Annotated in this window: 17 protein-coding genes; 8 read left to right on the forward strand and 9 right to left on the reverse strand. The window is 35.3% G+C overall.

Translation table 11 applies throughout. The features are described from left to right. Window positions 1–9: 9 nt before the first annotated feature. The 4 genes from ACQVV1_RS22965 to ACQVV1_RS22980 form a co-directional block, all read right to left on the reverse strand. Entirely contained in the window at window positions 10–1,770 is a 1,761-nt protein-coding gene (locus ACQVV1_RS22965; protein WP_431169564.1) for an ABC transporter ATP-binding protein, read from the reverse strand. 54 nt (window positions 1,771–1,824) lie between these two features. Further along, window positions 1,825–2,355 (reverse strand): nucleoside tri-diphosphate phosphatase, encoded by a 531-nt coding sequence (ntdP, locus tag ACQVV1_RS22970; protein ID WP_063221691.1) that lies wholly within the window; start codon window positions 2,353–2,355, stop codon window positions 1,825–1,827. Window positions 2,356–2,588: 233 nt separating this feature from the next. After that, window positions 2,589–2,849 carry a YgaB family protein gene (locus ACQVV1_RS22975; protein WP_000997584.1) on the reverse strand — a complete coding sequence of 87 codons (261 nt, stop codon included), beginning with the start codon at window positions 2,847–2,849 and terminating at the stop codon, window positions 2,589–2,591. 188 nt (window positions 2,850–3,037) lie between these two features. Continuing rightward, window positions 3,038–3,319: a gamma-type small acid-soluble spore protein gene (locus ACQVV1_RS22980; RefSeq protein WP_000039039.1), complete on the reverse strand. Its 282-nt coding sequence runs from the start codon at window positions 3,317–3,319 to the stop codon at window positions 3,038–3,040. Between the two features lie 125 nt (window positions 3,320–3,444). Between ACQVV1_RS22980 and ACQVV1_RS22985 the strand changes: the two genes are divergently transcribed. Continuing rightward, on the forward strand, window positions 3,445–3,669 hold the full coding sequence (locus ACQVV1_RS22985) for a hypothetical protein (protein ID WP_000275444.1): 225 nt from the start codon (window positions 3,445–3,447) through the stop codon (window positions 3,667–3,669). Between the two features lie 34 nt (window positions 3,670–3,703). On the opposite strand, the gene mutY is transcribed toward ACQVV1_RS22985, so the two are convergent. Further along, window positions 3,704–4,801: an A/G-specific adenine glycosylase gene (mutY, locus tag ACQVV1_RS22990; RefSeq protein WP_242256167.1), complete on the reverse strand. Its 1,098-nt coding sequence runs from the start codon at window positions 4,799–4,801 to the stop codon at window positions 3,704–3,706. 149 nt (window positions 4,802–4,950) lie between these two features. Between mutY and ACQVV1_RS22995 the strand changes: the two genes are divergently transcribed. After that, window positions 4,951–5,931, forward strand: a complete 981-nt coding sequence (locus ACQVV1_RS22995; RefSeq protein ID WP_063221688.1) for a metal-dependent hydrolase — start codon at window positions 4,951–4,953, stop codon at window positions 5,929–5,931. Between the two features lie 24 nt (window positions 5,932–5,955). Here the strand turns inward: ACQVV1_RS22995 and ACQVV1_RS23000 are convergent, their stop codons facing one another. Beyond that, the gene (locus ACQVV1_RS23000) at window positions 5,956–6,222 is read right to left on the reverse strand and encodes a YfhJ family protein (protein ID WP_063221687.1); all 267 of its coding nucleotides are present in this window, start codon (window positions 6,220–6,222) and stop codon (window positions 5,956–5,958) included. Window positions 6,223–6,344: 122 nt separating this feature from the next. On the opposite strand from ACQVV1_RS23000, the gene ACQVV1_RS23005 reads away from it, so the two are divergent. Continuing rightward, window positions 6,345–6,503 (forward strand): small, acid-soluble spore protein K, encoded by a 159-nt coding sequence (locus ACQVV1_RS23005; RefSeq protein WP_000517891.1) that lies wholly within the window; start codon window positions 6,345–6,347, stop codon window positions 6,501–6,503. A 42-nt stretch (window positions 6,504–6,545) separates the two neighbouring features. Beyond that, window positions 6,546–6,698, forward strand: a complete 153-nt coding sequence (locus ACQVV1_RS23010) for a YpzG family protein (RefSeq protein WP_000122093.1) — start codon at window positions 6,546–6,548, stop codon at window positions 6,696–6,698. A gap of 64 nt (window positions 6,699–6,762) precedes the next feature. Here the strand turns inward: ACQVV1_RS23010 and ACQVV1_RS23015 are convergent, their stop codons facing one another. Continuing rightward, window positions 6,763–7,080, reverse strand: coding sequence for a YfhH family protein (locus ACQVV1_RS23015; protein WP_242256169.1), 318 nt, complete (start codon window positions 7,078–7,080; stop codon window positions 6,763–6,765). A 10-nt stretch (window positions 7,081–7,090) separates the two neighbouring features. Next, complete coding sequence (gene recX, locus ACQVV1_RS23020) at window positions 7,091–7,903, reverse strand: recombination regulator RecX (RefSeq protein WP_063221686.1); 813 nt, start codon at window positions 7,901–7,903, stop codon at window positions 7,091–7,093. Window positions 7,904–7,984: 81 nt separating this feature from the next. On the opposite strand from recX, the gene ACQVV1_RS23025 reads away from it, so the two are divergent. From ACQVV1_RS23025 to ACQVV1_RS23040, 4 genes are all read left to right on the forward strand, one after another. Then, a complete protein-coding gene (locus ACQVV1_RS23025) occupies window positions 7,985–8,890 on the forward strand; it encodes a TIGR01777 family oxidoreductase (RefSeq protein ID WP_431169565.1) in 906 nt (301 codons plus the stop codon). A 140-nt stretch (window positions 8,891–9,030) separates the two neighbouring features. Further along, window positions 9,031–10,161: an amidohydrolase gene (locus ACQVV1_RS23030; protein WP_242256171.1), complete on the forward strand. Its 1,131-nt coding sequence runs from the start codon at window positions 9,031–9,033 to the stop codon at window positions 10,159–10,161. A gap of 241 nt (window positions 10,162–10,402) precedes the next feature. After that, on the forward strand, window positions 10,403–10,960 hold the full coding sequence (locus ACQVV1_RS23035) for a GNAT family N-acetyltransferase (RefSeq protein WP_000914737.1): 558 nt from the start codon (window positions 10,403–10,405) through the stop codon (window positions 10,958–10,960). A 110-nt stretch (window positions 10,961–11,070) separates the two neighbouring features. Then, a complete protein-coding gene (locus ACQVV1_RS23040; RefSeq protein ID WP_000358484.1) occupies window positions 11,071–11,190 on the forward strand; it encodes a YfhE family protein in 120 nt (39 codons plus the stop codon). 368 nt (window positions 11,191–11,558) lie between these two features. Here ACQVV1_RS23040 and ACQVV1_RS23045 read toward each other — a convergent pair whose 3' ends face one another. Beyond that, window positions 11,559–12,725, reverse strand: coding sequence for a diglucosyl diacylglycerol synthase (locus tag ACQVV1_RS23045; protein WP_060629433.1), 1,167 nt, complete (start codon window positions 12,723–12,725; stop codon window positions 11,559–11,561). Between the last annotated feature and the right edge of the window lie 292 nt (window positions 12,726–13,017).

Below are 13,017 nucleotides of genomic sequence, written 5' to 3' on the forward strand. Positions count from 1 at the left end.
CAGCTCCTTTTACGCTAAAGGAGCTGTTTCTGTTATATGTTGAAGTTGATATAAATTGTAATAAAACCCTCTTTTTTTCATTAATTCTTCATGAGAACCTGTCTCTTTAATTTCACCATCTTCAATGTAAATAATCGTATCCACATGCGTGATCGTCGCCAATCGGTGCGCGATTATAATCGTCGTCCGATCAGCAGCTAACGTCTGAAGCGCCTGTTGAATATATCGTTCATTTTCTAAATCTAAAGCAGACGTTGCCTCATCTAATATAAGTAACGATGGATTCTTTAGAAACACTCGTGCAATCGCTACACGTTGCCTTTGTCCACCAGATAACTTCACACCACGTTCCCCAACTACAGTATCGTAACCATCAGGTAACTCTATAATAAAATCGTGAATTTGCGCAGCTTTAGCAGCTGAAATCACTTCTTCCTCTGAAGCTTTCGGATTTCCATATAAAATATTTGCCCCGATTGTATCGCTAAATAACAAATTATCTTGCAGCACAATTCCAATATGACTACGTAAATTTCTCATATCATACTTCCTGACATCTATCCCATCTACATAAACTGCACCTGAAGAAACATCATAGAAACGAGGGATTAAACTAGCAAGAGATGACTTTCCTCCTCCACTCGCTCCTACAAGTGCTACCTTCTCTCCTGGCACCATAGTTAACGAAAGGTTATGTAATATCTCCTTTTCATCCGAATTGTAACGAAAAGATACATTATCAAATATCACTTCACCACTTAATTTTTTCGTTTGTACCGCACTTGGCACATTGACAATATCATATTTTTCATCTAACAATTCAAACACTCGATCCATCGATGCGAAAGACTGCGTTAATGTTGTAGATGAATTAACAAGGCGACGAAGTGGACTATATAAACTATCCATATATCCGACAAAGGCAACCATAGTCCCTAATGTTAACTGCCCCTGAATCACTTCATATGCTGCAAAGCCAATTACAAGTAACGGGCCTAAATCTGTTAACGTATTTACTGCCGAAAATGTTCTCGCCGTCCAACTCGTATGAGTTAATGCTTTCGTCAAAAATTCATTATTTCTTTTTTCAAACTGCTTCCCCTCATACTCTTCTAACGCAAAGCTACGTGTCACTTGCATCCCTTGAATACGTTCATGTAAATACCCTTGCATCGTTGCTAATGCTTGTGAACGCTCCTTCGTCAATTTACGAAGACGCCCGAAAAAATATTTCACTGCCACTACATAAATAGGTAAAATTAATAGCGCAACAAATGTCAATTTTACATTCATAGAAAACATAACAATAATAGCGATAGCAATTGTTGCCGTATCTAACCAAACATTCATCAAACCAGTAATTACAAAGTCCTTCGTTTGTTCTACATCATGGATGACACGTGAAATAATCTCCCCCGTTTTTGTATTCGAATAATAGCGTAAACTCAACTTTTGCAAATGACTAAAAATATGCTTCCGCAAATCATACAGTATTGTATTTGCGATACGCTGCGCGAAATATTGACGATAATATTCAATCGGCGGTCTTAATACTGCAAAAATAAAAAAAGCAATCCCAATCGCTGTTACTAGTTGGGACGTTTTATCTTGAAGTGAGCCCGCGCCTTGAATTACATCATCGATAATATATTTTAATAACCACGGCATAATAAGCGGGATACCAAACTTTACTAGGCCAATAATAATTGTAATAGCAATAAGCCATCGATATGGTTTAACAAATTGCAAATATCTTTTTATACCTTGCACATAATCCCCCCTCTAATAGGACAAACCTGCCGGGAAATCCCCTGCAGGTTTGTTTTAATTTCTGTACATTAAATATCTTTCATACCACATATCTACGAAATCAGGCGCGAATGGCCCTTTTCTCTGATGAATCCATTGTGTTAATTGTGCTACATTTCGTTTTAAAATAGTATCAATAACAGGTGGATACTGCATAATTTGGCTATGCTTTTCATACTCATCTTCATCTAAAAGCGTATATGTCATATCTGGATACACTTTAATATCTAAATCATAATCAATGTACTTCAATGCTTCGGAATCATATGCAAAAGGTGAGCTTAAATTACAATAATAATATACTCCCTCTTCCCTTAACATTCCAATCACATTAAACCAATAGTTTGCATGAAAATAACAAATTGCTGGTTCACGAGTAATCCATGTTCGGCCATCTGATTCCGTCACTATTGTACGATCATTTGCTCCGATCACAAGACTCTGTGTCCCTTTTAAAATTGTTGTCTCTTCCCACATTCTATGAATGGAGCCATTATGTTTATAACTATGTATTTGTACTTTTTCTCCTTCTTTGGGAAATCCCATATATGCTCCCTTCTTTCAACTGCAAATGCCCTTTGAACTGCATCCACTTTTTTTCTATTATAACTTTTTTGTCGAAATTTTAAAACTAAAGCGACAAGACTCTATTTTTCACACTGAATACCATATCCTTAACCTTCTTAGGAAATGGAGCCAAACGAGGAAATGAGAATAAAAAAAGCCCTTCCTTATTTCCATGTAAAGAAGGACCTTTCATCTGAAGGCAACGGTATATCTTATCCTAAATTTGAAATCATTTTTTCAGTTTCAAAAGATTGAATCACACTATTTGTTTGCTCTTCAAATTTCTCATGTAATAGCTTAAGTGCTACTTCTGTTCTATATATTTCTTGGCGGATAAAATGTAATTCCTTTTTATCGCACGTATCCTTTTCACTCATTTCAATTTGCTGATACTTCTCTAGATGAGCTTGTAACTTTAACAACTCATCCATCGTTTCCAATTGCTCTCCTACCAACTTATCAAAATCGTTCATTACTTACCCCCTTTTAGACTTATTTATCAGTTATTATTCCTCATTACATATTTCTAATCTTTTACTTCCTTCTCCTTTGACTACATTTGTTGACTTATTAGAAGTTATGTCGTTCACTTTCTATTCATTACAATGACCTAAGCACAAAGAAAACACTTCTCTCGAATTAGAGAAGTGTTTTTCTTTCATTACTGATTTGAACTAGAAGATTGTGATTGTTTTGCAGCTGATTGTGCATTTTGTTTTTTCACGGCATGCACGTCTGTTTCAGTTGCAAATTCTGTACCATAACTAGCGTTTGCACTTTGTGCACCAGAAGCTTGTGCTTTCTTTGCTTCTGATTGTGCGTTTGCTTGTTTTACTGCTTGTACATTTGTTTCAGTCGCAAACTCTGTACCATAACTAGCATTTGTACTTTGAATGCTAGCACCAGAAGTTGCCTTGTTATAACCTTGTTGTTTTTTACTCATCTTTCTCACCTCCACAATCAATAATGTAACCAATTCAACTAGAAGCTATCCGTAATTTTCTTTTAAAAAAATTCCGCATATATCTCTTGTTACTCATTCAAACTATAGAAAATGGAGGTGGAAATATGTATATAGGACGCGATATGACTGAACTAACGATGGTTTCAAAAAACGAATGGAAAGAAGATGAATTAGCTTATTTTCATCATTCATTACAACAGATTTTGCCCTATTTAAATGCGGAAGGGCAAAGTATTTATAAAGAAATTGTAATAGAAATCGAATCAAGGGGTGGCTTACAAGAAGGTGATGCTAGTTGGACTCATGGGACAAAAATTTCTTACGATTAAAAAAGTGTTCCCAATCTAGGGAACACTTTTTTGTTTATTGCATTGTAATTTTCTCAACACAACTCTCATAAATCGTACGATGTGATTTCGAGAAAGGTAACTGCTCAAATGCTTCTTTCGATACAAATTTTAATGTATCTGTTTCAACAATATCACCAGTTACTTTTCCGTAAAATACGAATATATCCCAGGTGCGATGTGTAAACGTATGTTGTACATTCATTGCGTATTCTTCAATAGAAATCGAAAGCTCAAATTTTTCTTTCATATAATCTGTAAGCTGCTCTTTCTGACTTCGAATCCCTTCGCCAAGTTCAATATTCGGAAACTCCCACATATTAGCTAACAAACCGGTACTTGGACGTTTATTAATGACGTAACGACCATCTTCCGTTTGAAGTACTCCTGCAACAATCGGTACCATTGTAGGAGCCTTCGCTTTACTTTTTACTGGCAATTCCTTTTGAACGCCTTCAGCATATCCTCTGCAATGCTCACGTACCGGACAAAGTAAGCATGCTGGATTTTTCGGAATACAAATCAGTGCACCTAATTCCATCAAGCCTTGATTAAAATAAGATGGATTTTCAGCCGAAATAATTTCACGTACAATCTCTTCGAACACTTTTCTGGTTTTCGGTTTTGCAATGTCATCCCATACTGATAAAATGCGAGATAATACACGCATAACATTTCCATCAACTGCCGGCTCTGGTATACCATATGCGATACTTAAAATAGCACCTTTTGTATATGGTCCGACTCCTTTTAATTTTTCAATTTTCTTTACATCACTCGGTACTATCCCGCCATATGCTTCTTTTACTTCTTTTACAGCCGCATGTAAATTTCGCGCTCTAGAATAATACCCTAAACCTTCCCATGCTTTTAATACTTCTTCATCATCAGCATTTGCCAAAGCTTCTAGAGTAGGAAACTTCCCCATAAAATTCGCGTAATATGGTTTTACAGCTTCTACCCTTGTTTGCTGCAACATAATTTCCGAAACCCAAACACGGTATGGATCTTTATTTTTACGCCACGGTAAGTCGCGTTGCTCTTTTTCAAACCAACCAATTAAATCATTTTGAAACTGCTCTATGTTAAAGTTATTTAATATTTCAAGTGTCAAACTTGATCCTCCTCATTTTTTTGCATATAAGTACTATTATAAAGATTTTAGGAAAAAATTTAAGTAAGATGACATAGGAAATAGAAGGCAAAGGACTTGAGGTATCGAATAAAAAGAGTTACATTAATAAAAAACGGAGGTGGATTTCTATGGACACAGCCACTCACCTTGTTATGGGGGTTACTCTAGGCAGTTTGGCCACGTTAGATCCAGCCATAGCTCAAAGTGATATTGGGCCACAAGCAGTTATGCTTGCTACAATTGCCGGTTCCAATATTCCTGACATCGATACAGTTTTAAAATTGCGTAATAACGCTAAATATATAAGAAATCATCGCGGGATTACTCATTCCATTCCTGCAGTAATTCTTTGGTCATTCCTTATAAGTGGTATCTCTTTCGCCTTCTTTTCAGACGCTCCATATTTGCATCTACTACTTTGGTCATTTATTGCCGTCTTTCTTCATGTCTTTGTAGATATTTTCAATGCCTACGGTACACAAGCATTACGGCCCTTCACAAAAAAATGGGTAGCGCTCGGCATCATTAATACATTTGATACCGTCATTTTCTTTATCCATATACTTGCGATTGCTTGTATGCTCGTCGGTTCCCATAAAGGGTATACTGCCTTAGCAGCGTATATATTGATGATTGTTTACTATATCGGGCGGATTATGATGCACAGAAATATACGTAGCGTCGTATATAAACGTTTCAATAACGTTGAGAAGATAATCATTTCTCCTTCTTATCGATTTTATCATTACCATTTAGCAATCGTTACAACTGATTATTACTACGTGGCTAGATGGCATCGTGGTAATATTATGGTATATGATAAGTTCGATCGGGTACCGTTCCCAGATAATGCTATTATGCGCGCTGCTAAACAAGACGAAAACATCTCAGCATTTCTATCTTTCTCCCCTGTGTATCGCTGGGACATTTTCGATTATGATCATTATTACGAAGTTCGATTCATTGATTTGCGATATCGCAGTAAAGATTATTATCCATTCGTTGCAATCGTTCAACTCGATCACAATTTAAATATTATTAGTTCCTATACAGGATGGATTTTTAGTGAAGAAAAACTCCGAAAAAAACTGGAATTACTTCCACATTAAAAAAAGCGACTTAAGTCGCTTTTTTTAATGTTTCAAATGATCTTCTTGATTGATTAAATGGCTATATTTCGGATTATTTGTACGCATTTCATGAAGACGCGCTCCATGATTATTAATCCATGTTCTTACAACTTGTTCAGTCATTTCTTCTCCTTGATAACGACCTGATTTTGCATAAGTTGTTTGAAAATCTTCCCACAGTAATTCAACCCACGCACGAGCTTGTGCGTAAGAAAGCTTGTCATTTTTGTCTAATAGTTCTTTTGTTAATGCTTCATAAATATCATTCATGTTCTAGTCTCCTTTTACCTTTTTATCCCTTCATTTCTAAAGGATAGTTTCTTCAATTTTGCACATTCTATAATTGATACTTCTTAAAGAGGTATCAACTGATGATGAGGAGGGCGTTCGCAATGGGTAAACAAGCCGAATTTTGGTCTGAATCAAAAAACAACAGCAAAATCGACGGTCAACCGAAAGCGAAATCACGCTTCGCTTCGAAACGACCTAACGGCACAATTAACACGCACCCACAAGAACGTATGCGTGCTGCAAATCAGCAGGAAGAATAATACAAATTAAAGTAAATTAACTTCCTACACGAGGTGATAAAGATGAGCTACCGTGATCGCTTAGATAGTCGTTCTGAATTATTTAACCATACGTGGACTCGTCCGAAACATGCAAAAGCGCAAGTTAACGGACAGACGCAACAAACCCAGTCTCTCATTATATTGGCGAATGAATGTAAAAAACGCCAATTTTAGAATCTCCTATCTCCTGTAACGCCTACCAAAGATGAAAACCAGAGAGATATTCGCTCTCTGGTTTTTATTTTTCTTGCAATAAAGAAATTGGTATTCCAATTTCTTCATTATCATTTTGCTTATGTCCCCAAGCAAATACCCCGTTGAAATACGTAATTTCAAATAATATACCAGGTTCTTCTACCAATTCATATGTCTCACCAATATGAAATTTGTTTATATCAGTCATATAAGCACGAGCCATTGCCATCTTTCTCATTAATACATCGAACTCATTTACAATACCAAGCTGCTCTGCCTTTATTGCTTGCTCTTTCAAACCCCCAATTTCTTCTCTTAGCTCATGTGGTGTCATTTCACTGTAGCGCTTTGGCATATTCATCTTATTCCCCTCATCCCTCTTCGCGTTTCATTTGCAAAAATATCTCTATCTCATCGATAGAGAATCCTTTGCGATATAACGCTTGTTTCATCTTATTTTCAAATGTCCAGCCATCATACTTCTTATATTTCTCATAATATTTATTCCCATGATAGTGTAACGCTTCTTGTTGCTGTTCGTCATCTTTTTCGTCTTTCAATTCTTCCAAACAAATTTGAATCACATCTCTAGAATATCCTTTACGAACAAGCATTTCGTCTAACTTTAGCTTCATTTGTAAAAAGGAATGTTTTTGATAAGATCTTTTCTTCTTTTCTATAAGAAGTAAAGCATTCTCAATTTGCTTTTCCTTCGGATACTCTTGTAAACTATGCGTAATAATTAGATCCTGAACACCTTTATTTAACAACTCTCTTTTAATAACAGTGGGACCTTTTCGATTCACATTACTTTGCGTTCTCGTATATAAAACAGCGTACTCTTTATCATTAATATATCGGTCATGTAATAATTTCGAAACGACTTCAGAGATGATGGCCTGTCCCACTTCTTTTTTTCGTAAAAAATCTTCTATTTCTTGTTTCGTTCTCATTTGATAGGATAAATAGGAGATCGCTTGTAAATATGCTTTTTGTACCTCTTCATTGTACAAAATATTTCCTAACGCTATTTCATCAATTTCTAAGCCCTTTTGTAATCCGTGTTTTATTAAGATTACTTCATTCACACTAAACCCGTACTCTTCACCTTGACCTTTATCAATATAAATATTAAACCGTTCTTTCAATCGTTTTTGCACTTCTATTTTTGTAATGACAGCCATACTCTCACCTCTCTATTATTTTAACATAGTCAAGGAACGTTTTTGCTTTTCAAGAATATATATAATGAGGAGGAAATAATTGTGAAAATCGCAATTTCTGGTGGTACCGGCTTTATCGGTACATACCTTTCTACTTTTTTTATTCAAAAAGGATATAATGTTTACATTCTTACTCGAAACAAAACTACTGAAACTTCACATCCTAACCTTCAATACGTACAATGGACACCAGATTTACAAACCTTCCCCCTCTCCTCTATTGATGTAGTTATTAATCTAGCTGGAGAGTCTATTAATAGTAGATGGACAAAGAAACAAAAGGAAGCCATTTTAAACAGTAGAATCCAAACAACAAAAGGACTCATTAAACAATTACAAAAACTAAATACAAAACCAAACACATTTATTAACGCAAGTGCTATTGGATACTATGGAACGTCTGAAACTGAGTCTTTTACAGAACAGCATGAGATTCCTGGAGATGACTTCTTAGCAAATACAGTATATTCATGGGAACAAGAAGCATCTAAAGCTCGTTCTCTTGGAATACGAACAATCTACGCAAGACTTGGAGTTGTATTAGGCACAGACGGAGGAGCTCTTCCAAAAATGCTACTCCCCTATCAATTCTATATCGGAGGTACAGTTGGATCTGGAAACCAATGGTTATCATGGATTCATATAGACGATGTCGTTCGCATGATTGATTTCATCATACACAAAGAAGAAATTGATGGACCTCTTAACATTACAGCTCCCCAACCTATAAGAATGAAGGCGTTTGGAGAAACCATTGCAACTATAATGAAAAAACCTCATTGGTTACCCGTCCCTTCATTTTTGCTTCATGCTTTATTAGGTGAGATGAGCATACTTGTACTAGAAGGGCAACATGTATTACCTAGTAAAGCAATTAAACATGGGTATCAATACACATTTCCAGCAATAGACCATGCATTACAAAATATACTTTCGCATACAATGTAGTACTTCTAAAACACTGTGTTACAGAGGGCCCTTTCCAAACTTTCATTTTCTAGAATCCGGAGCATTATTACACAAATAATCTTTCAGTTACTTTCCCTTAAATTCCATTAACATTGTAAAGTAACAGAAATGAGGTATCTATGAAAATATTGCTCAAACAAGCCATTGTCTATCCTATTACATCCCAAAAATTTCAAGGGGATGTACTCGTTATAGGAGAAAGAATTGCTGAGGTCAAGCCTTCCATTCAACCTACTCAAGATATGACAGTTATAGACGCTCGTGCTCTTCATCTCTTACCTGGATTTATTGATGTCCATACTCATCTTGGTCTCTATGATGAAGGTACTGGTTGGGCTGGCAATGATGCAAATGAAACATCTGAAGTTTCAACACCACATATCCGTTCTTTAGACGGAATCCACCCTTTAGATATTGCATTTCAAGATGCTGTACAAAATGGAATTACAACTGTTCACGTTATGCCAGGAAGTCAAAACATTATCGGTGGTACTACTTGTGTAATAAAAACAGCTGGAACTTGTATTGATCATATGATTATTCAAGAACCTGCTGGCTTAAAGATTGCCTTTGGAGAAAATCCTAAAAAGGTCCATAGTAATGGAACAAAAGAGTCTATTACACGTATGGGAATTATGGGATTACTTCGGGAATCATTTTATGAAGCACAGCACTATGGGCATGAAGCTGATTTTCGAATGCTTCCTATTTTAAAAGCATTACGCCGCGAAATACCCGTACGTATCCACGCTCACCGAGCAGATGATATTAGTTCTGCTCTACGCTTTGCAAAAGAGTTCAATCTCGATTTACGTCTTGAACATTGTACAGAAGGACATTTTATTGTTGAAGAGCTTTCGAAACACAATTTGAAGGTTTCAGTTGGCCCCACTCTTACACGTCGTTCTAAAATCGAACTTAAAAACAAAACATGGGATACTTACCATATATTATCGAAAAATGGAGTGGAAGTTTCTATAACAACGGATCACCCTTATACACCAATTCAATATTTAAATGTTTGTGCTGCTGTCGCAGTAAGGGAAGGATTAGACGAAAAAACTGCACTAGAAGGAATCACTATATTTCCAGCACGAAATTTACGTTTAGAGGATAGAATTGGAAGCATTGAGGTTGGAAAAGACGCTGATCTCGTGTTATGGACTCATCATCCTTTCCATTATTTAGCCAAGCCTGTACTAACCATGATTGATGGAAAAATAATTTACAAAAAAAATAAAAAAAACTAGTTTATTTTTTTGACTAGATAAAGTATTATACGATTATAAACTGAATGAAACCATAATCAATTTGTGTCGTGATTATCATTTTCAAATTGATGAATGGGGAAGGCAAATGGTGCGCCACCAGCGTTAGAAACTGGTTCTAGTGGGTTCGATTCCCACCCCGAAATTTTTTAAAGATTGATATAAAAATTTCGAGGGTGGGGTGTTTTTTCGTCATGCTACCCTCGTGTGAGGAGGAGTTAGTGTGTTGAAAAAACGCGACTTACACGACAGCCACGTTCTATACGAGTTAATGGTGGATCCAGCTGTCTTCCCTTTTGTGCGTCAAAAGGCTTATTCTTATGAGGAATATTTATTTCTAACAAAACAAACGATTGAAGCTGAAGAGCGTGGGGAATTAATTTCACGCACAATTTTAGATGAATGGGGTAACCCTATCGGAACAATTACTTTATTTGATGTGCAAGAAAAAGCCGGATTTCTCGGAACATGGCTTGGCAAACCTTATCATGGAAAAGGCTATAATAAGTTGGCGAAAGATTCATTTTTCAGCGAACTTTTCTATGAATTAGATATTGAAACAATCTTTATGCGTATTCGTAAAATAAATATTCGTTCTATTAAAGCTGCCGAAAAACTACAATATGTAAATCTAGCAAACGAAACAAGAAAAGCCGTTTATGATGAAATTAACGCAAATGAAGAAGTATATAACTTATATGAAATTCCAAAAGATCAATATACACTTGCTACAATGCGAGATACAACGTTCCAAGATGCTCACCAATTAAAAGAAGCATAATCTAAATTTTTAGAAAAAATAATTAATCATTAACATTTTGCAATATACGTATATCACTCCATGTCTTTGGAAACGATAGATAGTGACTTTAGGACACGAGGTGATTTGTAATGGATAAAAAGAAACGTGACAAAGCAAAAAACACATTATCTAGTACACAAGAAGTTCTCTACCAACGAGAATTTCGCAAAGCAGATCGCGCAGCGGGTTATCGCTCGAAAAGTATTTAAAGTGAGAATGAATAATTAGAAGTTTCCCCCCTAATTATTCATTCTCATTACATATTTTTTCTACGTGATAGAATAGACAAAAAGGTTCCTTATAAATAAGGAACCTTTTTTATGTGGATAACGTTATCCACATAATTTATAGAATTGTGAATAAATTCTATAAACCCTTCACAAATTTATATGCTGTAACGCATAGTAAATGTTAGAATTGTGGATATTTTTCTAAAAATTGTGGACAATGTGGATATAGTTGTTAATATTTCGACTTTACTGTTTAATGAAAGCGCAATCTTCATGTGGATAAGTTACTAATTTATCTTATAAAACAATAAAGAACCCTCTTTAAACATATAAAAGAGGGTTTCATATTAAGTAAATAATTGTGCAAGAGCAGGTGATTTAATAGGTATATGATTCGGTTCTACATGATTTTCTGCCAAAATTGTATCCACAATATGACCCGCTGGCTCTGGACGATAAATGCTTTTCATCGCTTCTTTCATTTGAAGAAGCTTCATATCATCTTGTAATAACGCCTCTGTTTTTGCAAAAACCTCACTATCATCACGAATGACAACTGCAGCTCCTTTTCTTTCAAAGTACATCGCATTTTCATTTTCTTGTCCTGGAACAGGCTTATATAAAATGACAGGTACTTGCAATGCTGCCGCTTCGCTTAACGTAATACCGCCTGGCTTTGTAATCATACAAGAAGTAACACGGAATAGTTCATCAATATTTTCAACATAACCAAATACTTTTAATGCATCAGAATTTTTTTCCTGTAACCCTAATAAATCCTGTTTTAACGCTTCATTTTTCCCACAAACGACAACTACTTGTAAATCAGGTACTGACATAAATGATTGGCATAGTTCTTTTACACTTCCTAATACCCCATGAGCACCTGCTACAATTAGTAAAATCTTTTTATTCTTACATAACTGATATTTATTATATATAATGTCTGGATTGATCTTTAGCTCAAAACTACTACGAATCGGAATTCCGGTTTCAACAATTTGCTCCGCAGGCACACCAATATCAATCATAACTTTTTTCACGTGATCAGTTGCTACAAAATAACGATCTACTTCCCGATGAATCCATATTTTGTGCACACAAAAATCCGTTAATACGTTATAAACAGGGATTGAAATACCTGTTTGCTTTTTTAACTCTGGTACAGCTATGATTGGAAAGGTATTAATAACAATATCCGGTTTCTCTGCTTGTAAAAGTAATTTCAAACGTTTTCTTCCAAAATTCGCATACCAAGATGCTATTTTTTTATCATAAATTTTTTCTACGCCATAATAAAACAAGCGGTATAATTCTTTTCCTATTGTATAACTTTTTAAATATAAATATTTTGTAATATCGGTTATAACTGGATGTGATTCTCCGAACAGATCGCATACAATTACATCTTTAATTCCTTTTTGGCGAAATGTTTGTTCTAATGTTTTCGCTACTTGCACATGACCATTACCGTAATGTGCAGTTAATATTAAAACCTTGGGGTTTTTTATCAAACAAATCCACTCCTAGCTTATTGTTTCTCCATATTGCATATACGACAATAGGAAAAACATTTTCCTTAAAAATTACATAAACAGATTCTAATACTTCTCTTTCAGCTATGTACCTGTCGTGGATATGCAAAGCATATAAGATTGACCCCTTAATCCTATCTGTGCTCATATCTTTACATTATACTTTCCTATAAGAGCTTTCGCAATAACTTACAAATGTTCTCTATTCCATGATACTCACTCTTTTACTTCTTAATTCTTTTTACTATTTTGATTTCCCTTTACAATTATG

The sequence above is a fragment of the Bacillus basilensis genome (genome assembly GCF_050630465.1).
Taxonomy (GTDB): domain Bacteria; phylum Bacillota; class Bacilli; order Bacillales; family Bacillaceae_G; genus Bacillus_A; species Bacillus_A basilensis.